26 protein-coding genes are annotated in these 22,632 nt (G+C 63.7%); 14 read left to right on the top strand and 12 right to left on the bottom strand.

Annotated features, from left to right (window positions below):
* Positions 1 to 40 precede the first annotated feature (40 nt).
* The 3 genes from CQ015_RS17300 to CQ015_RS17290 are packed head-to-tail and all read right to left on the bottom strand — an operon-like array spanning position 41 to position 2,039.
* Positions 41 to 469 (bottom strand): HIT family protein, encoded by a 429-nt coding sequence (locus CQ015_RS17300; protein ID WP_105650726.1) that lies wholly within the window; start codon positions 467 to 469, stop codon positions 41 to 43.
* Between the two features lie 20 nt (positions 470 to 489).
* A complete protein-coding gene (locus CQ015_RS17295; RefSeq protein WP_105650725.1) occupies positions 490 to 1,323 on the bottom strand; it encodes a sulfurtransferase in 834 nt (277 codons plus the stop codon).
* Positions 1,320 to 2,039 carry an MBL fold metallo-hydrolase gene (locus CQ015_RS17290; protein ID WP_105650724.1) on the bottom strand — a complete coding sequence of 240 codons (720 nt, stop codon included), beginning with the start codon at positions 2,037 to 2,039 and terminating at the stop codon, positions 1,320 to 1,322. The genes CQ015_RS17295 and CQ015_RS17290 overlap by 4 nt, the downstream gene beginning before the upstream one ends.
* 137 nt (positions 2,040 to 2,176) lie before the next feature.
* On the opposite strand from CQ015_RS17290, the gene CQ015_RS17285 reads away from it, so the two are divergent.
* Complete coding sequence (locus CQ015_RS17285; RefSeq protein WP_096283935.1) at positions 2,177 to 2,581, top strand: Fur family transcriptional regulator; 405 nt, start codon at positions 2,177 to 2,179, stop codon at positions 2,579 to 2,581.
* Positions 2,582 to 2,671: 90 nt separating this feature from the next.
* On the opposite strand, the gene CQ015_RS17280 is transcribed toward CQ015_RS17285, so the two are convergent.
* From CQ015_RS17280 to CQ015_RS17265, 4 genes are all read right to left on the bottom strand, one after another.
* Positions 2,672 to 3,529, bottom strand: coding sequence for a metal ABC transporter permease (locus CQ015_RS17280; RefSeq protein ID WP_105554286.1), 858 nt, complete (start codon positions 3,527 to 3,529; stop codon positions 2,672 to 2,674).
* A 7-nt stretch (positions 3,530 to 3,536) separates the two neighbouring features.
* The gene (locus CQ015_RS17275; protein WP_105554287.1) at positions 3,537 to 4,370 is read right to left on the bottom strand and encodes a metal ABC transporter ATP-binding protein; all 834 of its coding nucleotides are present in this window, start codon (positions 4,368 to 4,370) and stop codon (positions 3,537 to 3,539) included.
* Positions 4,371 to 4,473: 103 nt separating this feature from the next.
* Positions 4,474 to 5,544 carry a hemolysin family protein gene (locus CQ015_RS17270; protein WP_105554288.1) on the bottom strand — a complete coding sequence of 357 codons (1,071 nt, stop codon included), beginning with the start codon at positions 5,542 to 5,544 and terminating at the stop codon, positions 4,474 to 4,476.
* The gene (locus tag CQ015_RS17265; protein ID WP_105554289.1) at positions 5,537 to 6,859 is read right to left on the bottom strand and encodes a hemolysin family protein; all 1,323 of its coding nucleotides are present in this window, start codon (positions 6,857 to 6,859) and stop codon (positions 5,537 to 5,539) included. The genes CQ015_RS17270 and CQ015_RS17265 overlap by 8 nt, the downstream gene beginning before the upstream one ends.
* Before the next feature lie 431 nt (positions 6,860 to 7,290).
* On the opposite strand from CQ015_RS17265, the gene CQ015_RS17260 reads away from it, so the two are divergent.
* The 3 genes from CQ015_RS17260 to CQ015_RS19645 all read left to right on the top strand — a co-directional run bounded on the left by CQ015_RS17260 (position 7,291) and on the right by CQ015_RS19645 (position 12,034).
* Positions 7,291 to 11,067, top strand: coding sequence for a multifunctional oxoglutarate decarboxylase/oxoglutarate dehydrogenase thiamine pyrophosphate-binding subunit/dihydrolipoyllysine-residue succinyltransferase subunit (locus CQ015_RS17260; RefSeq protein WP_105650723.1), 3,777 nt, complete (start codon positions 7,291 to 7,293; stop codon positions 11,065 to 11,067).
* Positions 11,068 to 11,232: 165 nt separating this feature from the next.
* Positions 11,233 to 11,838, top strand: coding sequence for a GDSL-type esterase/lipase family protein (locus CQ015_RS17255; protein ID WP_105554291.1), 606 nt, complete (start codon positions 11,233 to 11,235; stop codon positions 11,836 to 11,838).
* A gap of 121 nt (positions 11,839 to 11,959) precedes the next feature.
* Entirely contained in the window at positions 11,960 to 12,034 is a 75-nt protein-coding gene (locus tag CQ015_RS19645) for a 50S ribosomal protein bL37 (protein ID WP_374954809.1), read from the top strand.
* A 113-nt stretch (positions 12,035 to 12,147) separates the two neighbouring features.
* Here the strand turns inward: CQ015_RS19645 and rsrA are convergent, their stop codons facing one another.
* Complete coding sequence (rsrA, locus tag CQ015_RS17250; protein WP_096283949.1) at positions 12,148 to 12,408, bottom strand: mycothiol system anti-sigma-R factor; 261 nt, start codon at positions 12,406 to 12,408, stop codon at positions 12,148 to 12,150.
* A 2-nt stretch (positions 12,409 to 12,410) separates the two neighbouring features.
* The gene (locus CQ015_RS17245) at positions 12,411 to 13,061 is read right to left on the bottom strand and encodes a sigma-70 family RNA polymerase sigma factor (protein WP_096284260.1); all 651 of its coding nucleotides are present in this window, start codon (positions 13,059 to 13,061) and stop codon (positions 12,411 to 12,413) included.
* 202 nt (positions 13,062 to 13,263) lie between these two features.
* Between CQ015_RS17245 and aroA the strand changes: the two genes are divergently transcribed.
* The 6 genes from aroA to CQ015_RS17215 are packed head-to-tail and all read left to right on the top strand — an operon-like array spanning position 13,264 to position 17,927.
* A complete protein-coding gene (gene aroA, locus CQ015_RS17240; RefSeq protein WP_258138800.1) occupies positions 13,264 to 14,604 on the top strand; it encodes a 3-phosphoshikimate 1-carboxyvinyltransferase in 1,341 nt (446 codons plus the stop codon).
* Complete coding sequence (locus CQ015_RS17235) at positions 14,604 to 15,698, top strand: ribosome small subunit-dependent GTPase A (protein ID WP_105650738.1); 1,095 nt, start codon at positions 14,604 to 14,606, stop codon at positions 15,696 to 15,698. Before aroA ends, CQ015_RS17235 begins: the two co-directional genes overlap by 1 nt.
* Before the next feature lie 12 nt (positions 15,699 to 15,710).
* Positions 15,711 to 16,505 (top strand): inositol monophosphatase family protein, encoded by a 795-nt coding sequence (locus tag CQ015_RS17230; protein WP_105554294.1) that lies wholly within the window; start codon positions 15,711 to 15,713, stop codon positions 16,503 to 16,505.
* Positions 16,506 to 16,507: 2 nt separating this feature from the next.
* Complete coding sequence (locus CQ015_RS17225; RefSeq protein WP_105554295.1) at positions 16,508 to 17,131, top strand: metal-dependent transcriptional regulator; 624 nt, start codon at positions 16,508 to 16,510, stop codon at positions 17,129 to 17,131.
* Positions 17,128 to 17,520: a CrcB family protein gene (locus CQ015_RS17220; protein WP_181150455.1), complete on the top strand. Its 393-nt coding sequence runs from the start codon at positions 17,128 to 17,130 to the stop codon at positions 17,518 to 17,520. The genes CQ015_RS17225 and CQ015_RS17220 overlap by 4 nt, the downstream gene beginning before the upstream one ends.
* Entirely contained in the window at positions 17,517 to 17,927 is a 411-nt protein-coding gene (locus CQ015_RS17215) for a CrcB family protein (protein WP_105650720.1), read from the top strand. The genes CQ015_RS17220 and CQ015_RS17215 overlap by 4 nt, the downstream gene beginning before the upstream one ends.
* 69 nt (positions 17,928 to 17,996) lie before the next feature.
* On the opposite strand, the gene CQ015_RS17210 is transcribed toward CQ015_RS17215, so the two are convergent.
* Positions 17,997 to 18,422, bottom strand: a complete 426-nt coding sequence (locus CQ015_RS17210) for a DUF2568 domain-containing protein (RefSeq protein WP_181150454.1) — start codon at positions 18,420 to 18,422, stop codon at positions 17,997 to 17,999.
* A 551-nt stretch (positions 18,423 to 18,973) separates the two neighbouring features.
* Between CQ015_RS17210 and CQ015_RS19080 the strand changes: the two genes are divergently transcribed.
* From CQ015_RS19080 to CQ015_RS19640, 4 genes are all read left to right on the top strand, one after another.
* The gene (locus tag CQ015_RS19080; RefSeq protein WP_181150453.1) at positions 18,974 to 19,138 is read left to right on the top strand and encodes a hypothetical protein; all 165 of its coding nucleotides are present in this window, start codon (positions 18,974 to 18,976) and stop codon (positions 19,136 to 19,138) included.
* Between the two features lie 599 nt (positions 19,139 to 19,737).
* Positions 19,738 to 20,058, top strand: a complete 321-nt coding sequence (locus CQ015_RS19160) for a helix-turn-helix domain-containing protein (RefSeq protein WP_219844329.1) — start codon at positions 19,738 to 19,740, stop codon at positions 20,056 to 20,058.
* A complete protein-coding gene (locus tag CQ015_RS19155; protein WP_219844330.1) occupies positions 20,013 to 20,870 on the top strand; it encodes an IS3 family transposase in 858 nt (285 codons plus the stop codon). The genes CQ015_RS19160 and CQ015_RS19155 overlap by 46 nt, the downstream gene beginning before the upstream one ends.
* The gene (locus CQ015_RS19640; protein ID WP_374955700.1) at positions 20,848 to 20,898 is read left to right on the top strand and encodes a hypothetical protein; all 51 of its coding nucleotides are present in this window, start codon (positions 20,848 to 20,850) and stop codon (positions 20,896 to 20,898) included. Before CQ015_RS19155 ends, CQ015_RS19640 begins: the two co-directional genes overlap by 23 nt.
* 84 nt (positions 20,899 to 20,982) lie before the next feature.
* Here the strand turns inward: CQ015_RS19640 and CQ015_RS17200 are convergent, their stop codons facing one another.
* Entirely contained in the window at positions 20,983 to 21,669 is a 687-nt protein-coding gene (locus tag CQ015_RS17200) for an Ltp family lipoprotein (RefSeq protein ID WP_219844328.1), read from the bottom strand.
* 155 nt (positions 21,670 to 21,824) lie between these two features.
* Positions 21,825 to 22,367, bottom strand: a complete 543-nt coding sequence (locus CQ015_RS17195; protein WP_105650719.1) for a site-specific integrase — start codon at positions 22,365 to 22,367, stop codon at positions 21,825 to 21,827.
* Positions 22,368 to 22,632: the final 265 nt, after the last annotated feature.

Genomic DNA, 22,632 nt, shown 5'->3' with positions numbered 1-22,632 from the left:
ATTGGGCGCCAGCGACTGGTAGCGGATGAACCGCGCAGGCTCAATCGGCGGGCACAAATTCGCTGTGCCCGTCTTCGCGCAGGGCAGCGCGCAGCTTGTCCGCGCTCGCGTCCATGCGTGCCGCCTCCGGGTTCAGCATCGCGTTGGACAGGTCGAAATCGGCCAGCGAGTTCGTCGGCCATACATGCACGTGCAGGTGCGGGACCTCAAAACCGGCGATCATCAGCCCGGCGCGCTGCGCGTTGAAGGCGCGTTTCTGCGCGCGGCCGATCTTCGCGGCCACCAGGTTCAGGTGGCTGAGCAGCGCCTCGTCGGCGTCGGTGAATTCGTCGATCTCCGCGCGCGGGACCACCAGGGTGTGCCCGTCGGTCAGCGGTCCGATGGACAGGAACGCGACGCAGCTCTCATCGGACCAGATGAAGCGTCCGGGGATCTCGCCGTCGATAATTTTGGTGAAGAGCGTGCTCATGGCGGCCTTTCTCGGCTCGGTTAGTGTCGGTGTTGTTCATCGCTCGTGGCGATCGGAGACTGCGGGTAGGAGCAGTATTGCGACCAGCTGCCCGGGTAGAGGGCGGCCGTGCGGCCCGCGTGCTCGGCGGCGAGCACCTGGTGGGTGGCGGTGATCCCGGAGCCGCAATAGGCCGCCAGCGGAAGGTTTTCCGGCGCGATTTTGGCGAAGGCCGCCGCGAGCCGCTCGGCGGAAAAGAATTTGGCCTGCGCGTCGAGGTTGTCGGTGGTCGGCCGGTTGCGCGCCCCGGGGATATGCCCGGCTACCGGGTCGATCGGCTCCTGGATGCCCAGGTAGCGGGCGGTGGCGCGCGAGTCGATGAGCGTGCCGGAGTAGCTGGCCAGCTCCTGGTATTCGAGCACCGGCATCCCGCCCCAGCTCAGCGCCACCTCCGACGGCTCCCTGGTTTCGATCCCGGTGGCCAGGTGGCCGCCGCGTTCCTTCCACGCATCCAGTCCCCCGTCGAGCACGGCCACGTTCTCAAAGCCGGCGTGGCGCAGCAGCCACCAGGCGCGGGCGGCGGCCAGCGCGCCGGAATCATCGTAGGCGACAACGAAGGAATCCGCTCCGATCCCCCAGCGGCGCGCGGCGGCCTCGAAGTCGGCCGGTTCGGGCAGCGGGTGGCGTCCGGTATGCGCTCCGGTCGCCCCCGATAGCTCGGTTTCCATCTCGACGAACACCGCGCCGGGGATATGCCCGGCGGCGTAGTGCTCCTGCCCGTCGTCGCGGCCGAGCACCCAGCGCACATCGAGCAGCACCAGGCTTTCATCGGCTAGCTTGGCGGCGAGTTCCGCGGCGCTGATCAGCGTGTTCATTTTCTCTCTCCCGCCGGTGTTCCGGAATTCTGCCCGCTGCCTTCGGCCAGCTCGTCGAGCAGGTAGGTGGTGCCCGCCTCCAGCCGGCGCAGCAGGCTGCCATTGGCTTCGGCGCGCGCGCCGAGCATGGTGTCGAAGAGGTTCAGCCCGCGTTCGTTGAGCAGCCCGTCGTGGATCGGCACCCAGACCGGCGCGTTCAGCGCGGTGGCGAAGTCCATGGTCTGCCCGATCCTCGCCCACGGGGCCATCAGCGGCAGCAGCAGTACCTGCGGGCGGATGCCGATCGGCACCTGGTAGCTGTCTCCCGGGTGGAAGAGCTGTTCGTCGCCCAGCAGGTAGCCGACGTTGGCCACCAGCTCGATCGAACCGTGGATGGTGGCGTGGGTTCCGCCGAAGGTGCGCACCCGGATGCCGCCGACCACGAAGTCCTCCCCCGGCGCCACGGTGATGATCTGCGCCCGCTTGGGCGCCGGCAGCTGCTCGCGCAGGATCCGGGCCAGCGCATCGGGGGCATACACGCGCAGCAGCGAGCTGTCCTGCACCGCGGCGAGGATCTGGCGCTGGTCCGCATGGTCGGGGTGCTGGTGGGTGAGCAGCACGGCGCTGATGCCGGCGAAGGCCCCGTCCAGCTGCGAAAAGCTGCCCGGATCCAGCAGCAGCGAACCGTCGATGGTGGTGGCTTCCAAGCAGGAATGCCCGCGTAATGTGATGCGCATAGCTTCAGCCTAGGCCGACGGCGCGCCCTCGGCCAGCCACTGACACGCACTCGGCCGAAAAGTTGGCTAAAATTGGGTGGAACGGGGCCGAACACGTTTCGCCCGAAACAGCTTTTCAGAAGGAATGGTGCAAGTCGATGGTGCAGCCAGAAACCCGCGTGACCAAGCAGCGGCTCGCGGTGGCCGAGGCCTTGGGCGAGGTCGATGATTTTGCGACCGCCCAGGAACTGCACCGCTGGCTGGTGGATACGCAGAAGAAGGTCTCGCTGGCCACCGTCTACCGGCTCTTGCAGTCCATGGCCGACGACGGGCTGGTGGACGTGCTGCGCAGCGGCGACGGCGAGGCGCGCTTCCGCCAGTGCCTCACCGAGGTGCACCACCACCACCTGGTCTGCCGGGTGTGCTCGAAGACCGTGGAGGTGCTCGCCCCGGCGGTGGAGCGCTGGGCCGCGCGCGTCGCGCAGGAGAACGGCTTCACCGACCCGGAGCACACCGTGGAAATCTACGGGCTCTGCGAAGAGTGCCGCCGCAAGGCCAGCTGAACGGCTCCATCGAACCCCAAAGGCGAAGGCCGCCCCCATTTACGGTGGGCGGCCTTCGCGCTGCGCCGAGCGGGCCGGTGGGCCGCTCGGCTAGACCAGGTGCTTGCGCGGGGAGCGCAGCGCCTCGATCCCCCGGCAGACCAGGTAGATCACGAAGGATATGGTGGTCACATACGGGCTGATCGGCAGCGAGCCGGCCAGCGCCAGCAGGATCCCGCCGAGCACCGAAATTTCGGCGAAGAGAATCGCCAGGAACACCGTGAGCCCGGGGTTGGAGCTGATCCGCAGGGCCGCGGCGGCCGGGGTGATCAGCAGCGCCAGCACCAGCAGCGCGCCGACCACCTGGATGGCGACGGCCACCGCCAGGGCGAGGATCACCATGAAGATTATCGACAGCCCGCCGGTGCGCACCCCGCGGGCGTTGGCCAGCACCGGGTCCACCGAGGCGAAGGTCAGCGGCCGCCAGACGACGAGCAGCGCGAGCACCACCACCGCGCAAAGGGCCAGCATGCCGGAAAGCTGCACATCGTCCACCGCGACGATCTGCCCGGTGAGCAGGCCGAACTTATTGGCGCTGCGCCCCTCGTAGAGCGAGAGGAACAGGATCCCGAGCCCCAGGCCGAAGGGCATCAGCACCCCGGTGATGGAGTTGCGGTCCTTGGCCCGGGTGCCCAGCACGCCGAGCACCAGCGCCGCGACCAGCGAGCCGAACACCGAGCCGGTGACCACATCCACGCCGATGAGCAGCGCAAAGGCCGCCCCGGCGAAGGAGAGCTCGGCGATGCCGTGCACCGCGAAGGCCATATCGCGCATCATGATGAAGATGCCGATCAGCCCGCCGACGATGCCCAGCGCCGCCCCGGCGATCAGCGAGTTGGTCACCAGCGGCAGCAGCTGCGCGTAGTCATCAAAATTCAGCGTGCGCTCCAGGAAGTCTGCGAAATTCATCGCGCGCCTACCTTCCGGTCTCTAGTGCGTGGTCTTCGGGGTGCTCATGCCCGTCCGGCGGCAGCTGCCGGTTCCCGTCGCCGCTGAGCACCACGATCCGCCCGTTGACGCGCAATACCTGCACCGGGGCGCCGTAGAGCGCGCTCAGCACCTCGGAGCGCATCACCTCGTCGACGCTGCCCAGGTGGAATTTGCCCTCGGCCAGGTAGAGCACCCGGTCCACATAGGGCAGGATCGGGTTGATCTCGTGGGTGACGAAGATGACCGCGGCCCCGTGCTGCACGGCCTGGCGGTGGATCACCTCGCTGATCGCCTGCTGGTGGTGCAGGTCCAGGGAGAGCAGCGGCTCGTCGCAGAGCAGCACCCGCGGATCCCCCGCGAGCGCTTGCGCGGCGCGCAGCCGCTGCTGTTCGCCGCCGGAAAGATCGGAGACCGGGCGGTGCGCGTAGTCCTGCGCGCCGACCAATTCGAGCAGTTCGTCCACCTTCGCGTGAACCTTTCGGCGGGCCAGCCGGATGCCGGGGCGGTTGCCGTCCACGCCCAGGGCCACCAGGTCGCGGGCGCGCAGGGGCACGTTGTCGCCGAAGGGGCGCTGCTGCGGGATCAGGCCCACCAGCTCCGAGCCGCGGCGCACCGGGTCCCCGGCGATGGACACGGTACCGGCGTTCAGGGCCGTGGTGCCGAGCATGGTGTTGATAAAGCTGGTTTTGCCCGAGCCGTTGGGCCCGAGCACCGCCAAGAACTCCCCGGGCTGCACTTGCAAGTCCAGCCCCTCCCACAGCACCCGGGACCCGAAGGCCAGGCGTGCGGCGTCGAAGGTGACAATCGGGGATGTGCTCATGAACCGGCTTTCGCGCTTAAAGAAGACTGCGGCACCGCTGAAGCGGTGCCGCAGTCAATCCTACCAGTTGCGACTGGTTCGCATTACGCGTTTGGCTGTGAGACTAATTGCCGTTCGCCTTGCTCGGTGGAGCGTGGCGCTTCTGCGTCGAGTCGCTGATCTCGCCGACCAGCACCTCGATGATGTCCTCCAGGAACAGCACGCCGATGGTGTGCCCCGCCTCGTCGACCACGGCCGAGAGGTGGTTGCCCTCCTGGCGCATGCTCTCCAGCGCCTCCTCGATTTCCGCGTCCTGCTTGACCACGCCCAGCGGGTGCAGCGGCAGGTCGCGCAGCGGCGCGGTGGAGTGCGCGTCGTCGATCAGCATCACGTCCTTGACATGCCAGTAGCCCACCGGCACCTCGTCGCGGGTGATCAGCATGCGCGAGTAGCCGGTCTTGCCGACCTTCTTCTCGAATTCGCGCGCGGTGGTCTGCCCCCACTCCAGGGTGAACAGGTCATCGACCCGAACCATGCAGGAGGCGGCCGTGACGGTGGAGAATTCCAGCGCCTTGGTCAGCCGCAGCGCATGCTCGTTGCGCAGCGTGCCCTCCTGGGAGGAGGTGTCGATGATCGAGCGGACCTCCGCTGCGGTGTAGGAACTGGTCACCTCGTCCTGCGGCTCGACGCCGAAGAGCTTCAGGAACAGGTTCGCCGCGCCGTTGAGCATCGAGATGATCGGCTTGAGCACCTTGGCCACGCCCACCAGCGGCATGGCCAGCACCAGCACCGCCTTGTCGGCGACGGAGACCGAGATGTTCTTCGGCACCATTTCGCCGAAGGTCACGTGCAGGAAGGTCACCAGCACCAGCGCGATGAGGAAGGCGGCGGTGTCCGCGATCTGCTCCGGCATGCCCAACGCCGTCATCGGCACCTCCAGCAGGTGGTGCAGCGCCGGTTCGGAGATGTTCAGGATCAGCAGCGAGCAGACGGTGATGCCCAGCTGGCAGACCGCGAGCATGATGGAGACGTGCTCCATCGCATACAGCGCGATCTTCGCCCGCTTGTTTCCCTCGTCGGCCAGCGGCTCGATCTGCGAGCGGCGCGCGGACATCACCGCAAATTCGCCGGCGACGAAAAATGCATTGACCGCCAGCAGCACGACCAGCCAGGCCAGCCCGATGAAATCACTCATTGGACTCCTCCTTGGTGTGCGTGGCAGGTTCGAAGCGCACCTGGGCGATCCGGCGGCCATCGAGCTCGGTGACCGTGAAAATTCCCGCCTCGGTTTGCACCGCATCGTTCAGTTCGGCCAAACGCCCCAGCTCGGAAAGCATGAACCCGCCGATGGTGTCGTAGGCCGAATCGTCGGCGATGATATCGCTCGCGAAGTGTTCGTTGACCTGGTCCGGGCGGTACATGCCGGGGAACAGCCACTTGCCGTCCGGCTGGGTGACCGCCTCTTCCTCGTCCTCGTCGTGCTCATCGGAGACCTCTCCGACGATCTCTTCGACCAGGTCTTCCAGGGTGACCAGCCCGGCGGTTCCGCCGTACTCGTCCATCACGATGGCCACCTGGAATTCCGCGGCGCGCAGCTGCTCGAGCAGCACGTCTAGGTGGATGGTTTCCGGCACGTAGAGCGCATCGCGCGCAAATTCGCCGACCTGCAGCGCCGCGCGGCGTTCGCGCGGCACCGAGACCACGGCCTTGACATGGCAGATGCCCTGGATGTCATCGCTCGATCCCTCGGTGACCGGGAACCGGGAGAACCCGGTGTCCGCGCTCATCAGGATCAGTTCGGATAGTGCCGCCTCGGACTCGATGGTGGACATCGAGGTGCGCGGGGTCATCACATCGGCCGCGGTGCGTTCGGAGAATTCGATGGTCGATTCCACGAAGCGCGCGGTTTGGATGTCCAGCGTGCCGAGTTCCGCCGAACGGCGCACCAGCGAGGCGAGCTCCTGGGCGCTGCGGGCGGCCGAAATTTCTTCCTTGGCCTCCAGCCCGAAGAATTTGCGCAGCACCGAGTTCGAGAAGCCGTTGAGCAGCACGATGGCGGGCTTGAAGATGGCGGTGAAGATCAGCTGCGGGCGGGCCAGCGCCTTGCCCACGGCCATGGCCTTCGCGATGGCCAGGTTCTTGGGCACCAGTTCACCGATCAGCATCGAGAGCAGCGTGGCGATCACCATGGAGATGACCACCGAGATGGCCTTGGAGCTGGCTCCCACCACGCCGATGTTCTCGAGCACCGGAGCCAGGAGCTTGCTCATCGCCGGTTCGAGCACATAGCCGGTGAGCAAGGTGGTCAGGGTGATGCCCAGCTGGCAGCTGGAAAGCTGGGTGGACAGCGAGGTCAGGCACTGCAACAGCGCCTTGGAACCGCGTTCGCCGCGATCGATGGCCTGTTGAACGGTGCTCTTGTCGAGGGCAACGAGGGAGAATTCCACGGCCACGAAGAAGCCGGTGCCCAGAATCAGCAGCAGGCCGAAAAGTATGTAGATCCATTCCATGGGCGGCTAACCACGCCCCCGGGGTGAATGGGTTAGATTGCGTCTATGTTGCCGTAAGCGGCAACTAGAAGGCTCCAATTGGGAGGCGGAGCCGTCCGGACGATGGCAAAGGTGGCCGGCACTGCGCCCGCGGGCGGCGGTCCGGCTAGGAGAATGAGATTCCATAGTGCGATTCATTCTATCCAATGAACCCGCTTCGCGCACAATAGCCACGCACGCACGATCAGCGGTACGGGAAACAAGCTAAATGGGCAGTGTTAAGCGCCACTTTCGTGAGATTCCCGACGACTCGTGGCAAATCCCTTGGAAAAGTCACTAGACTGGGGCGCAGGTCTAGAAATCTTGTGAGTATCGGTGGCCATTATTCACGTCCTCGGGCTACCACCGGCTCAAGCTAGAACAACGTAGAAATCAGGGAAGAGGCGTTGCACGTGCCAGAGCAAGCACACCACCGACTTACTGAAGAGTTTGGTGGAAACGAGTGGCTAGTAGACGAGCTGTACCAGCAGTATCTCGTCGATAAGAACTCGGTCGATAAGAAATGGTGGGACATTTTCGAGTCCCTCACCACCGAAAACAACGCACCGGCAGCACCGGCAGCATCCGCGGCCAAGGCCGCGCCGAGCGCGCCGCCGGCGGCGGCGGCAGCGGCGGCGAAACCTGCTCCTGTAGCCAACGGCCAGGGCGCACCACGCGCCGCGGCCGAGGCGCGCAGCACCGAATCGGCTCCCGCGCCGGCCGCGGCCAAAGCCGAACCAGCAGCAAAGGAAGCAGCGCCGAAGACTGCTCCGATTCCGGCCCAGGCTCCGAAGGCAACGCCTTCCACCGGGCTGTACGGCGAGGAGAAGCGCACCCCGTTGCGCGGGCCAATGAAGGCCATCGCAACCAATATGGATGCTTCCCTCACCGTGCCGACCGCCACCACCGTGCGCGCGGTTCCGGCCAAGGTGATGATCGATAACCGCATCGTCATCAACAACCACCTCAAGCGCGCCCGCGGCGGCAAGATCTCCTTCACCCACCTGATCGGCTTCGCCGTGATTCGCGCGCTGAAGCAGATCCCGTCGATGAACGTCACCTACGATGTGATCGACAAGAAGCCGACCGCCGTCCAGCCGGCCCACGTGAACTTCGGCATCGCCATCGACATGCCAAAGCCGGACGGCTCGCGCATGCTCGCGGTCCCGAATATCAAGGTCGCCGAGACCCTGAGCTTCAACGAGTTCTGGGCCACCTACGAGGACCTGATCAAGCGGGCCCGCAACAACAAGCTGACCGCCGACGATTACTCCGGCACCACCGTGTCGCTGACCAACCCCGGTGGCATCGGCACCGTGCACTCGGTGCCGCGCCTGTCCAAGGGCCAGGCAGCGATCATCGGTGTCGGCGCGCTGGAATACCCGGCCGAGTACCGCGGATCATCCGAGAAGACCGTCGCGTCCCTCGGCATCGGCAAGCACATCACGCTGACTTCCACCTATGACCACCGCGTCATCCAGGGTGCCGGTTCGGGCGAATTCCTGAAGCTGGTCGAGGCGCTGCTGCTCGGCGAGCAGGGCTTCTACGATGAGATCTTCGAGCAGCTGCGCATCCCTTACGAGCCGGTGCGCTGGGCCATCGACAACCAGGTCGACGTCGACCTGGCGGTCAACAAGGTCGCGCGCATCCAGCACTTGATCAACTCCTACCGCGTGCGCGGCCACCTGATGGCCGATACCAACCCGCTGGAATACGTCCAGCGCAAGCACCCGGACCTGGACATCCAGACCTATGGGCTGACCCTGTGGGATCTGGATCGCGAATGGGTTGCCGGCGGGCTGGGCGGCAAGAACCGCGCGCTGCTGCGCGACGTGCTGGGCATCCTGCGCGACGCCTACTGCCGCACCACCGGGACCGAGTACATGCACCTGCAGAACCCGGAAGAGCGCGAGTGGTTCCAGGCGAAGCTGGAGTCCGGCTACGCGAAGCCGACCCGCGACGAGCAGCTGCGCATCCTGAGCAAGCTGAACGCCGCCGAGGCCTTCGAAACCTTCTTGCAGACCAAGTTCGTCGGCCAGAAGCGCTTCTCCCTGGAGGGCGGTGAGTCGCTGATTCCATTGCTCGACGCGATCATCTCCGACGCCGCCGACGAGCAGCTGGACGAGGTGGCCATCGGCATGGCGCACCGCGGCCGCTTGAACGTGCTGACAAACATCGCCGGCAAGACCTACGCACAGGTCTTCCGCGAATTCGAAGGCACCGCAACCCCGGGCTCCGTCCAGGGTTCGGGCGATGTGAAGTACCACCTGGGCACCGAGGGCTCCTACACCTCGGACGCCGGCAACGCCACCAAGGTCTACCTGGCGGCCAACCCGTCGCATCTGGAAGCCGTGGATCCGGTGCTCGAGGGCATCACCCGCGCGAAGCTGGACCGCATGGGCTCGAAGAACAACGTGCTGCCGATCCTGGTGCACGGCGATGCGGCCTTCGCCGGCCAGGGCGTCGTCTCCGAGGTGCTCGCGATGAGCCAGCTGCCCGGCTACAAGACCGGCGGCACCGTGCACGTGATCGTGAACAACCAGATCGGCTTCACCACCGCTCCGAGTTCTTCGCGCTCTTCCGTGTACGCCACCGACGTGGCACGCACCGTGCAGGCACCGATCTTCCACGTCAACGGGGATGACCCGGAGGCAGTGGTGCACGTGGGCCAGATGGCCTTCGAGTACCGCCAGAAGTTCGGCAAGGACGTGGTCATCGACCTCATCTGCTACCGCCGCCGCGGCCACAACGAGGGCGACGACCCCTCGATGACCCAGCCGATCATGTACAACCTGATCGAGGCGAAGCGCTCCACCCGCAAGCTGTACACCGAGGCCCTCGTCGGCCGCGGGGACATCACCGCGGAAGAAGCCGAGAACGTGCTGGCCGAATACAAGGAGAACCTGGAGCGCATCTTCTCCGAGACGCATGCCGCCCAGACCTCCCCGATCCCGATCATCACCCCGGGTTCGACCATCAACGACCTGGAGAAGCCTTTCGCGCAGGCCGCCGACGAGAACACCGTCGACGGCGCCCGCGGATCGGCGATCAGCGAGCAGACGCTGGCGAAGATCGGCGCGGCCCACCTGGCGGTGCCCGAAGACTTCACCATGCACACCAAGCTCAAGGCATTGCTCGAACGCCGCGAGAAGATGTCCCGCGAAGGCGGCATCGACTGGGGCTTCGCCGAGCTGGCGGCCCTCGGCTCGCTGTCCATGGAAGGCGTGCCGGTTCGTCTGGCAGGCCAGGACTCGCGCCGCGGCACCTTCGTGCAGCGCCACTCGGTCTTCCACGACCGCGAGAACGACAACGAGTGGTACCCGCTGCACCACCTGAGCGAAGGCCAGGCACCGCTGTGGATCTACGACTCGCTGCTTTCGGAATACGCGGCCCTCGGCTTCGAATACGGCTACTCGGTGGAGCGCCCGGATGCGCTGGTGATGTGGGAAGCGCAGTTCGGTGACTTCGTCAACGGCGCGCAGACCGTGATCGACGAGTTCATCTCCTCGGCCGAGCAGAAGTGGTCGCAGTCCACCTCCCTGGTGATGCTGCTGCCGCACGGCTACGAAGGCCAGGGGCCGGACCACTCCTCGGCGCGCATCGAACGCTTCTTGCAGATGTGCGCGGAGAACAACATGGTGGTCGCCCAGCCTTCGAACGGTGCCAACCACTTCCACCTGCTGCGCCGCCAGGCCTACGCCCGGCCACGCAAGCCGCTGATCGTCTTCACCCCGAAGCAGCTGCTTCGCTTGAAGGCCGCGGCCACTTCGGTGGAGGACTTCACCACCGGCGGCTTCCAGGAGGTCATCGGCGACAAGTCGATCGCCAACGCGGATGCCGTGGAGAAGGTGCTGCTGGTTTCCGGTCGCCTGTACTACGAACTGCTCGCCGCGCGCACCAAGGCGCAGGACGAGAAGGTCGCGATCGTCCGCGTCGAGCAGCTCTACCCGGCTCCGGCCGAGCAGATCGCTGCCGAGCTGGCCAAGTACCCGAACGCCACGGTTTCGTGGGTTCAGGACGAACCAGCCAACCAGGGCCCATGGCCGTTCTTCGGCCTGTACGTCGCCCCGGAGCTGGAGAAGAAGGTCACCCTGGTCTCGCGTCCGGCCTCGGCCGCGACCTCTGCCGGTACCGCCAAGCGTCACGACGCCGAAGCCGCGGTGCTGCTGAAGCAGGCCTTCGCCCGCTAGCCGACACGCTCGGTTGAACGGCGCACAGCCGGCGAACCCGACCCCGTCAACACGGAGCCGGGTTCGCCGGCTGTGGCATTTAACCCGCCTTGTCCTCCCCGATCCGGCAAGTCAACACTGCTAAGGTTGACAAAGATTCAGATTTCCCAACGAAAGGTCGCCAAGTTGGAGTTTCGCACCATCCGCATCACCGCCATCGGCGATGAGCTACTTGCAGGACATGGCGACCCGCGTGCGCTGGGCTGGTTCGGCCGCGTGCTGGCTCGGACCCAGGACCCGGCATTGCGCTTGCAGTCCTTCGTGCTCGCCAGCCCCGCCGAAGGTTCCGAGGCCTTGGCCGAACGCTGGATGGGGGAAGCCTCCCGCCGTTTCGGCGATCAGGTGGAAAACCGTCTGGTCATCGCGCTCTCCGATCGCGATGTCGACCTCGGGCTGACCACCGCGCGCAGCCGGTTGAACCTGGCAAACATTCTCGACTCGGCCTCGCAGATGAGCATCAAGGCCTTGCTCGTCGGTCCGGCCCCGGGCTTGGACGACGCGCGCAACGAACGTGTGGCGGAATTAAATCGGGTCTATTCGGATGTGGCCCTGCGCCGCAACCACCACTACATCGACACCTTCACGCCCTTGCGGGCGCATTCGCAGTGGCGCAGCGACCTGACGGCTTCCGGCGGAGTGCCCGGACAGGCCGGCTATGGGCTGATGGCGTGGCTGGTGCTGCACCGCGGTTGGTACTCCTGGCTGGACCTGCCTGAACCCGACGCCAGCTAAGCCGTCGGACCGCGAATCGCGGCCCGGGCCTCTGGTTAGGGAAATCACATCAAGGTGTGAAAGACTACTAGCCGACCCGAGAAATCGGGAAGAGAAATATTGATCGCGCAAAGGAGTCACCATGTCGAAGCGTTCGCGTAAGCGTAAAGATCGCAAGCGTGGCGGTGCCAACCATGGCAAGCGCCCAAACAGCTAAGCGATGCGAGTAAAAAGAACCCCGTAGCATTCGACGTTTTTTTCGAAGGATACGGGGTTTTTCTTATGCCCTTTGGCCGCCTGCGCCTCGCACCGGCGGCAAAAGCGTGAAAATCAGTGTCCGGATTCGATCCGAATCTGCGAAATACGCGTGATGATATTCGCCTTCAGCTGCTGCGGGGCATGCTCCTGGCAGCTGCGGCGCACCACCGAACGGATAATGCATTCCAGGTCGTACTGCTCGGTGCATTCCGGGCAGTGGTCCAGGTGTGCCTTGACGTCTTTGAGGTCATTTAGCGTCAACGCACCGTCTAGGTATTCATAGATGCGCACCATGCGGTCATCGGCGCAATCCCCCAATGAGTTACAGTCCATCGCTACTTCTCTGCTTTCTTCGCTGTGGCCTTGGTTTTGCTCTCCGCCGGCTTGATGCCGCGGTCGGCTGCATAATCTGCGAGTAGTTCACGCAACGACTTGCGTCCGCGATGCAACCGAGACATCACCGTGCCGATCGGCACCCCGAGGATTTCGGCCGCTTCCTTGTAGCTGAAGCCCTCGACGTCCACGAAGTAGACAGCCATCCTGAAATCCTCGCCGATGGACTGCAGCGCAGCCTTCACATCGGAGTCCGGCAGGTGGTCCAAGGCCTCGGCCTCCGCGGAGCGCAACCCGGTGGAGGAATGCTCCATCGCGGCGGCCATCTGCCAGTCCTCGACCGTGTCGGTGGAGGTGCGTTGCGGCTCGCGCTGCCGCTTGCGGTACAGGTTGATGTAGGTGTTCGTCAGAATCCGGTACAGCCAGGCCTTCAGATTCGTGCCGGGCTTGTACTGATGGAATGCCGAGTAGGCCTTCGTGAAGGCCTCCTGCACCAAATCTTCGGCGTCCGACGGGTTGCGCGCCATGCGCAGCGCCGCCGAGTACAGCTGGTCGACATAGCCGAGCGCATCGCGTTCGAAGCGCTCGCGACGTTGTTGATCGGTCTCCTTGCTCACATCGGGCAAGTCCGTGTCCACGGTGTTATCAGTCATCACCACAGAGTCTACGCGCTTGGCCCGATGGCTGGACAGGGTGCGGCTCACACCGGGGCAAGCCGTCTGCTGCGTCTGAATGTCTTCAATCGTCGTCACACTTATCTCAACCGCGGTAGCTGTACGGTTATTCCCGCCACGCTCTCGGCTAGAATTGTGCCAAGAGTCCAACGGCTGATTTGAAGGAAGTGCGATTATCTCTGTGAGCACTCATGGAAGCGAGCTGAACTGGTGGGAGGCACCTTTTGCCTCCGGCGCGCTGGATGCGACGGTGAGCGTTCCGGCGTCGAAATCCTTGACCAACCGGTATCTGGTGTTGGCCGCGCTGGCAGATTCACCCTCCACGATCCACAACACGCTGATCAGCCGCGATACGGAACTGATGCTGCGCGCCCTGGAGCAGTTCGGCGTGCGCGTTCAGCGAACCGCGCAGGAGGACGGCTCCACCACGGTGGTGCTCACCCCCGGTGGCCCCGCGGGCGCCGAAACCCCGCGCGTGGACTGCGGACTGGCCGGCACCGTGATGCGCTTTGTCCCCGCATTGGCGGCCGTCACCGGGGCGAAGGTCCACTTCGACGGGGACCCCGCCGCCCGGGTGCGCCCGATGGCCCCGGTGCTTGACGCGCTGGCCGCGCTCGGCGTCAAATTCGACTTCGACGCACAGCCCTCAATGCTGCCCTTCACCATGGATGCCTCCGCGGTGGCCGCGCGCGAATCGGTCACCATCGATGCTTCGGCCAGCTCCCAATTCATTTCCGCGATGCTGCTCATCGGGCATGCGCTGCCCGGCGGGCTGCACCTGCGGGCCGCCGCAGGGCAGATCGCCAGTCCCGACCACATCCTGATGACCGTGGCCACGCTGCGCGAACTAGGCGTTGCGGTCTCGGAGGACGCCGACGGGCGCGGCTGGCAGATCGCCCCCGGGGCCATCGCCGGCTTCACCGTCACCGTGGAACCGGACCTGTCCAACGCCGGACCGTTCCTGGCCGCGGCGCTGGCCACCGCAGGCACCGTGCGGGTGCCCTTCTGGCCCGAAAACACCACCCAGGTCGGCGGCAAGTGGGTGCAGATCCTTAGCGCCATGGGCGCCGAGGTCGCGCGCTCCGCGGACGGGGTGCTCTCGGTGCGCGGCTCCGGGACCATCCACGGGATCGACTACGCGGACGCCTCCGAGCTGGCCCCCACCCTGGCGGCGCTGTGCGTACTGGCCGATGCGCCGAGTACGCTGCACGGCATCGGGCACCTGCGCGGCCACGAAACCGACAGGCTCGCCGCGCTGGAAACCGAGCTGGCCAAGGTGGGCGCCCGAGTGCGCGCCACCGAGGATGGGCTGCGCATCGAACCCGGGGTGCTGCAGGCGGCGGACCTGCACAGCTATGAGGACCACCGGATGGCCACCGCCGGCGCCCTGCTGGGTCTGGCCATCGACGGGGTGCGCGTGGAAAACATCGCCACCACCGCCAAGACCATGCCAGATTTCCCGCGGCTGTGGGCGCAGATGGCCGGCACCGCGGCGCCTGGCGCACCGGGTCAGGCTGGCTGATGAGCTACAGCGAATACGACGATTTCACCGTGCGGGTCCGGCCGAATAAGAAGGGCTCCCGCCCGCGCACCAAGGAGCGCCCGGCCTACGAGAAGGCGGTCATCGGACGCATCATCACCGTGGACCGCGGGCGCTACACGGCGATTCTGGACGAGGACACGCCCGAGGAGCGGATCGTGGTCGCCGCGCGCGCCCGCGAGCTGCGCCGCCAGGCGGTGGTGCCCGGGGATCTGGTGGCGCTGGTCGGCGACACCAGCGGCAAGCCCGACACCCTGGCACGGCTGGTGCGCATCGAGGAACGCACCACGCTGCTGCGCCGCAGCGCCGATGACACCGACGCGACCGCGCGGGTGGTCGTGGCGAATGTCGACAAGCTGGTGATCGTGGTCGCCGCTGCCAACCCCGAGCCGCGCACCGGCTTCGTGGACCGCGCCCTGGTGGCCGCCTATGACGCCGGGATCCAGCCGGTGCTCTGCGTGACCAAAGCCGATGTGAAGGACCCTGCCGAATTCCTGGGCCACTACGAGGGGCTGGCACTGCCGGTAGTCATCTCGCGCACCACCGGGGATGAAGCCACCGGGGTGGATGCGCGCGGCGCCGACGGATCCAGCGCCCGGCTCGCGGTCGGCGCGCTGCACGAACTTGAAGAGCTGCTCTCCGGCTGCGTCTCGGTGGTGCTCGGCCATTCCGGGGTGGGCAAATCCACGCTGGTCAACGCGCTGACCGGGTCCACCCGTGCCACCGGGCAGGTGAACTCGGTGACCGGCCGCGGCCGGCACACCTCGTCGAATGCCCTGGCGCTGCGCCTGGGCGAGGCCGCCGGCGGCTGGCTGATCGACACCCCCGGCATCCGGTCCTTCGGGCTGGGCCTGGTGGATCCGGACAATATTCTGGGCGCCTTCGAGGAGCTGGCGGATATCGCCACCGGCTGCCCGCGCGGCTGCAACCACCATGCCAACGCCGCCGGCTGCGCGCTGGAAGCCTGGGTGCAGGATCCGGCAACGCCTCCGGCCGCCGCCTCCCGGCTGGCATCCTACCGCCGACTGATCACCACCGAGGACACCACGCACGAGAAGGAGCTGGGCGCGCTCTAGCGCCACCACACCATGGCCGAATATACCTTGCAGCAAGACCTTGAGTTCGCCTTGGCGATGGCCGATAAGGTCGATGCGCTCACCTTGGCCCGCTACGGTTCGAACGACCTGCGGGTGGAAACCAAACCAGATATGACCCCGGTCTCCGACGCCGACCGCGGCGCCGAGGAACTGATCCTCGCAGAGCTCGCCGCGCACCGCCCCGAAGATTCGGTGCTCGGCGAGGAATTCGGGGTGCACGGCACCGGTTCCCGGCGCTGGGTCATCGACCCGATCGACGGGACGAAGAACTTCGTGCGCCGCGTGCCGGTGTGGGCGACGCTGATCGCGCTGCTCATCGACGACGAGCCGGTGCTCGGCGTGGTTTCCGCTCCGGCGCTTTCCCGCCGCTGGCATGCGGCCACCGGGTTGGGGGCGTTCGTCACCGAGCCGGGCAGCGAAGGCCAACGACGCTTGGCGGTCTCGGCGGTGGCTGAACTGCCCGACGCCTCGCTGTCCTACGCGTCGCTGAACGGCTGGAAGGAGCGCGGCAAGCTCGATGGCCTGCTCGAACTGCTTGGGACGGCCTGGCGCACCCGCGGCTATGGCGATTTCCTGTCCTACGCGCTGGTCGCCGAGGGCGCGGTGGACGCCGCCTTCGAACCGGAACTGGAGCTCTACGACATGGCCGCGCTGGTCCCCGTGGTGCGTGAGGCCGGCGGCCGCTTCACCAGCATCGCCGGCGTGGAGGGCTGCCACGAAGGCAACGCGCTGGCCAGTAACGGGAAGCTGCACGACGCGATCCTGCCCTATCTGAACCGCGGCTAGCCATGCCCGGATATGATCCGCGCAAGCTGACCACCAGCGAGGAAGACTACCTCAAGGCGCTGTACCTGCTCACCGAGTGGGAAGAGACACCGGTCGGCACCGGTGCGCTGGCCGACCAGCTGGGCCTGTCCCCCGCCTCGGCCACCGCGATGGTGCAGAAGCTGGCGGCCAAGAACCTGGTGGACCATATTCCGCGCGGGGCCATTTCGCTTCGCGCCACCGGGCGGCGCGAAGCGCTGCGCATGGTGCGCCGGCACCGCATCCTGGAGACCTTCCTGCGCGATGAGCTCGGCTACGGCTGGGACGAGGTCCACGACGAGGCTGAACAGCTCGAGCATACCGTCACCGACCGATTCATCGACGCGCTGCATGCACGTCTGGGCCACCCGGCGGTAGACCCGCACGGAGACGCAATCCCCTCGGCCGCCGGCGTGCTGGCCGCACGCGATGCGCAACGGCTGGACCGCTTCGACGGACCGCGCGCGGTCATCTGCCGGGTCAGCGACGAGGACCCGGATTTCCTGCGCCGCGCCAAGGACCTGGGGCTCGTCCCCGGAGCGGTTATCGAGATTCCGCACGGCTTGGATTACATCTCGGCATCGCTGATCTGGGTTCGCGAACTGTGATCCGCAGGGAGACCGTCTACCGGCTCTTTGCGGTAGCAATTGGCGGCGCACTCGGAGCCTACGCCCGGGTCGGGGTGGACATGCTCCTGCCAGCCAACGAGTGGGCCGCGTCGACATTGCTGGTCAATGTGCTGGGCAGCACCGCCCTGGCCGGGCTGAGCGCCTACGGCGCCCGCAGGCCATTGAATCCGCTGCTCCAGCTGGCCGCCGGTACCGGTTTCTGTGGCGCATTCACCACCCTGTCCACCGTGCTGCTGCTCTTCACCGCGATGAGCGCCACCGGCTACCTGGGCTATTTGGCCCTGACCGTCGCCCTGTGCCTGGCCGCGGTCTTCACCACCCACCGAGTCATCCTGCGTCTGGTCCCAGCGTCCGAGGGCCGCCCATGATCGGGCTCTTGCTGCTGGCTGGGGCGCTGGGCGCGGTGGGACGATATCTGCTTGACAGAGCGCTTCCTGCCACCCATGGCGATACCCACAGCCTCTGGCGTGGCTGGCCGCTGGGAATCCTCGCCGCCAACATCGTTGGAACCTTCGCGCTGGGCCTTTTCCTTGGCTATGCGCACGCTCACGGACTAGAGCTCGCTCGGGATAATTTCGCCGGCAGCATATCTGCCGCGGACCGGCTATGGTTGCTGACGACCGGATTCTGCGGTTCGTTGACGACGGCAAGCACCCTCTTCGTCGGCTTCCACCTGCTCTACGAGGTAAACCGCGCCCGCGCCATCATGTTCCTGTTAGGCACGCTGTCACTGGCCGGAACCGCCGGGCTGCTGGGCTGGTTGCTGAACGTCTAAACCTTGCGTGGCGGGTATGAGCAAGGGCCCGGTCAGCCGACCGAGCCCCTCATTACTTGCAGCGAAAACTTAGCGTGCCGCGCGGCGTCCACGATTTTGGCTGCGCTTGGCATCCTGTGCAGGTTGCGGCGCGACCGGTGCACGCTTCTCGCGGTCATGTGGAACCACATATCCACCGGTAGCCAGAATCAAGATTGCGCTAATTCCAGTCAAGGAAAGCATCGCGATCGCCCAGATTTGCGATTGATCGGTGAATGAATGATCAACGCTCAGCCAGAGCACGTAGGCACCGACCAGGTAGATCAGATGAATGAGCATCAAGCGTGTGCGCAAGCGGAGCCGGAACTTCGCCTTAGGCGAGAAGAACAGCGCCCAGATGATCAGCAAAGGCACCACGACCACGAGGATCGCTGGAATCGTCGGCCAGGGAATGAAGGCGATGGCGGCCAGCGCGGCGGCGAAAAGCAATCCAACCTCGAGGAGGAATGCGATCACAGCATAGATTGCCGAAATTGCCGGTGATACCCGCTGGGAACCGTTTTTACCCATCGTTTTCGATCTCACTCCGTTTCAGCGATCTGGCCATCGGCTTGGCCGTTCTGTTTAAGTCTAGGTGGTAAACGGCAGCCCCGCGACATGGACTCGCTCGCAAGGCTCCTTGTTACCTATCATATCCACAGCTGGGAGGGCCCGGAACCGGTGGTCCGAAGCCTGCTGGAGACCGGAGTTAGCCGAGTTGCAAACGTTGCGCCATCAATATTCATTGCCGCGGCCACCGCAAGGATTTCGCCCTCGACCACCCTGCCTGGACCTGTCCTATCCACTGGATTATTGCTCGCAGAAATTGCCGGCCGAAGGATCTGCCCACGAAACCGCTAGGCGGGTGGCCGTGGTTCTGCATCGTCTGACGATATTTCTCCACCCCGAACGATACAACTCCTGCCGATGCCTGACGGAGGATTCCTGACGAGATTAGCCCCGCACCCCCAGGCAATTGCGCTGCCCCTTGCCGGCTGTACCTCCGATGAAGTGCCCCGGGATCTCGGATGACGCCCGCCTCTGAGGCGGGAACTGAGGCCAACACCGGTTCCACCGAGCTGCGCTACTATGCCAATGAGCTCACCACGCCGGAGAACCCGCAGCAATCAGCCGACGAGAAAATAAACCAATACCTCAATGGTCGGGTAGCTCGAAGCATCGCAGCCTTTTAAGGCTGGACACCGCAGCACGGAACCACAAGCTGGGAATCGCCGGAGACAAGTTCACTCGTGATCACCGTCGAGGACGCCTACTGGGTGTACCTTCAGGCCGTGCATGCCTACGCCGAGGCTGTGATGTCCGGGTGGGATACGCGTCGCCTCAGCTGCGTCGCATGACCCCGAGAACGCCGGACAGCAGCAGTAGCGTTGCCAATTTCCGCGAGGATCCCTCGGACCTTGATTGAAAGAAACGATTGGAAGGTAACGAGCGGCCGCGTATCGTGTTGAGCCATGGTCGCGCGGCCAATGGTCAAGCCGATTTGGGCGTCGAGCAAAAAGAAGCCCCGGGATCACTAGGATTGAACTGCTCCTCAGAAGTTGGACTGAGAAATGGACTGCTCCCCGAAAGTTGGACTGTAAAAAGTCGACATTTTTGAGGGAGCATTTTCATGCGTGCACGAAGCACACTATCCGAGTATCAACGCGAGCAACTAGTCGACCTCTTCGAGCAAGGGGCACACGATATGGCAGCCTCATCTGGACTACGAGTGAAGCGAGAACCTGTTCGCACTCTTCATCGAAGCTGGCAGCTTCACGGCAGGCTATGTCTTATGGAAAAACGCACGAAAGCCGTCTATTCATTTGAGATCAAGAAGGAAATCGTTGACCGGCATGCGACCGGAGAAACGATGATGGATCTTGCTAAAGAGTTTAATCTCAGCTCACGCAACCTAGTTGGGAAATGGACTAAGCAACATTGTGAGGGCGGCGATGAAGCGCTGATGCTGAAACCTAAGGGCAGACCCAAAGGCTCCGAAAAACCAGCGGCCTTGAGTGAAGAAGACAAGCTACGTCGCGAACTCAAGCGTGTTCAAGCGGAAAACGCATACCTAAAAAAATTGCGGGACTTGAGGAACCAGGGGCACGCCTGAAAGCGCTGGCGATCGCAACCATCAAGTCCGACCACGATCTAGCTGACCTGCTCAAAGCAGCAGGGCTGGCCAGATCAACGTATTTCTACCAAGCGCAACGACTCACCGAACCTGACCAGCACCAAAAGCTCAAAGAAGACATCCAAACAATCTTCACCGAAAGCAAACGTCGGTTTGGGTACCACCGTGCGCGAGTCGAGCTGCTGAAGGTGGCTAAGAAGCTGGGTTGGAAGCTGATGGATCAGCTGGTCCTGAAATCCGAGGTCCGGATACGACGCAAGTACTCCTCCTATAAGGGGAAAACCAGCCATACCGCGGAGAACCTACTCAAACGCCAGTTCCAAACCAATACGGCGAACACCAAGTGGGTCAGCGACGTGACCGAGTTCCGGGTGGCTGGCAGAAAACTGTATCTGTCACCGATCATGGATTTGTTTGATCACTGCATCATCAGCCATACGATCTCGACTTCGCCGACAACGGCGTTTACCAGTGCAAGCCTGACCGAGGCCTTCGAATCGCAGAAGCCGGCATCTGGATTGCTGGTGCACACGCACCAAAGGATCCATAATCAGCATTCGTCGTGGCGCAGCCTGCTCACGAACCACGGTGCGGTTCAATCAATGTCTCGCAAGGTCAATTGTTTCGATAACTCAGTGATGGAAAATTTCTTTGACCACCTGAAATCGGATATGTATCACGGTGAATACTTCTCCACCGTTGCAGATCTGACCAGGGAAATCAATGAGTATATTGAACTGGTACGACAACGTCCGGGGCCAAGAACGACTGCAGGGTATGGCACCGATTGAATATCGGTGCCATACCCTGGCAACTTGACCCGTCTAGACTTTAATTACCTAGTCCAACTTTCGGAGACAAATTCAGAATGTAAGATTCGGGGAATGAGGGTCTTCTGAGGAGTTAGTTCAAGTTCGAAACCGCGTAATCCGCTTGCTCCTTCGTGAACTGATCAAATTCACTGGTCAATTGAGTGCGAATTGCCTCAGGCGACATACTCATTGTCTCCTGGTAATTTTTGGCCGATTCTAACGCATTCGCATTCCAGTCTGCGTCCACGTTGTCTACCGCGTACTGTGCGGCCTCCTTAGTGAACTGATCAAATTCACTGGTCAGTTGATCAAAGAGTGCGTCCTTAGACATGTGCATCGTGCTGTCGTAGTTTTCTGCGCTCTTCAAAGCCGACTTATGCTCGGTGGGAATATCATCGGACTTTGCATCCGAATCGGCTTTGTCTTCGCCCCCGCTGCTCGACGCGGGTTCTTCACCTGCCGAGTCCGCTGGCGCGGAGCTTTCCATAGAAGCCTCCGCGTCCTTCAGTGCTTCATCGACAGCAACCGCTGTGCCGCCTGTGATAGCACCGGCAATGATGAACGAAGCAACAGCAAGGATTACACCGGCAATTGCGGTTCCCTTTTTGCGCGCCTTCTGGAATAGCACGATGACGCCCAGAATTAGGCCAATTCCACCAATGAAGAACGCTGCGATACCGATGAACGGGATTAGAGCGAACACTACTGCGACGATGCCAAGTACAAGCGAGGCAACGCCCATGCCGCTACTGGTCTTGGGCAAGGCTTGAGAGGTCAAAGAATCTCCTATGTCAATGGCGCACGGGTAATGCGCAGGTTATTTTATGCAAACATACAGAAGTCTACGCAGAATAATCCAGTGCATGCAATAAACAGAGATAACGATTCAGCGACAAGAAACCATGTCGATAAACTTAGCCCGACATGCACCTTTTAGCCGAGGGCATCAGCCGCCTTCTGATCATCGTCGGTCGCTAGCCGGGCGTAAATCTTCAAAGTGGTTTGCGGGTCTTCGTGGCCGAGGCGGGCTTGCACCACATTGACCGCAACACCCGCTTGCAAAAGGTGCGTCGTGTGCGCCTTGCGGATTTCATGAATCCACGGTTTTTCGTCCAGATCACCACTCTTGACCAATTCATTGATCACGGGCTGCCAAGTGTATTTGTGGAAATGGCTATTTCGAAGAAACTCACCGTCCGGCCGGGTGAATAAGAATTGCCCCGGCCGCATGTCCTTCATGTGCTCTATCAAGTCCGCGGATAGTTCCAAGGTGCAAGTGACGTTTCGTTTCGCCATTTCGGTTTTTGGCGGGCCGATCTTTTCGCCTTCGTCCGTTGCCTTCCAGGCACGGCTGATCATGATGATGCATCGCTTGCCTTCGATCCGAATATCACGCTTACGCAACGCCGTTGCCTCGTTGTAGCGAAGACCGGTCTTTGAAAGCACGCGAATAAATAGCTTGTAGCGCTCTGGCATCGCATCCTAGATGATAACGAGGTCTGCCTTCGACAGATACACCGCTTCGCGTGCTTCGCCCTTGTCCAGGTCGCCTACGCCCTTTGCGACGTTCTTTGTCATCTTGCCGTCATGGACTGCGGTATCGAATGCGCTCGATAGTAGCGCGTGGATATTCTTTTTAGTCCGCTGAGATAGCTCTGAGCCGATGAATATTTGACTCTTTGAGAGCCACCGATATTGCGATTCAGAGCCGCCACGTCGAGATGACGTTATTGTCTTTCAG

The organism is Arthrobacter sp. MYb221 (genome assembly GCF_002979835.1).
In the GTDB taxonomy this organism is placed as follows: domain Bacteria; phylum Actinomycetota; class Actinomycetes; order Actinomycetales; family Micrococcaceae; genus Glutamicibacter.
The sequence above is the reverse complement of the archived record's forward strand: the minus strand, read 5'-3'. Positions and strand labels throughout refer to the sequence as shown.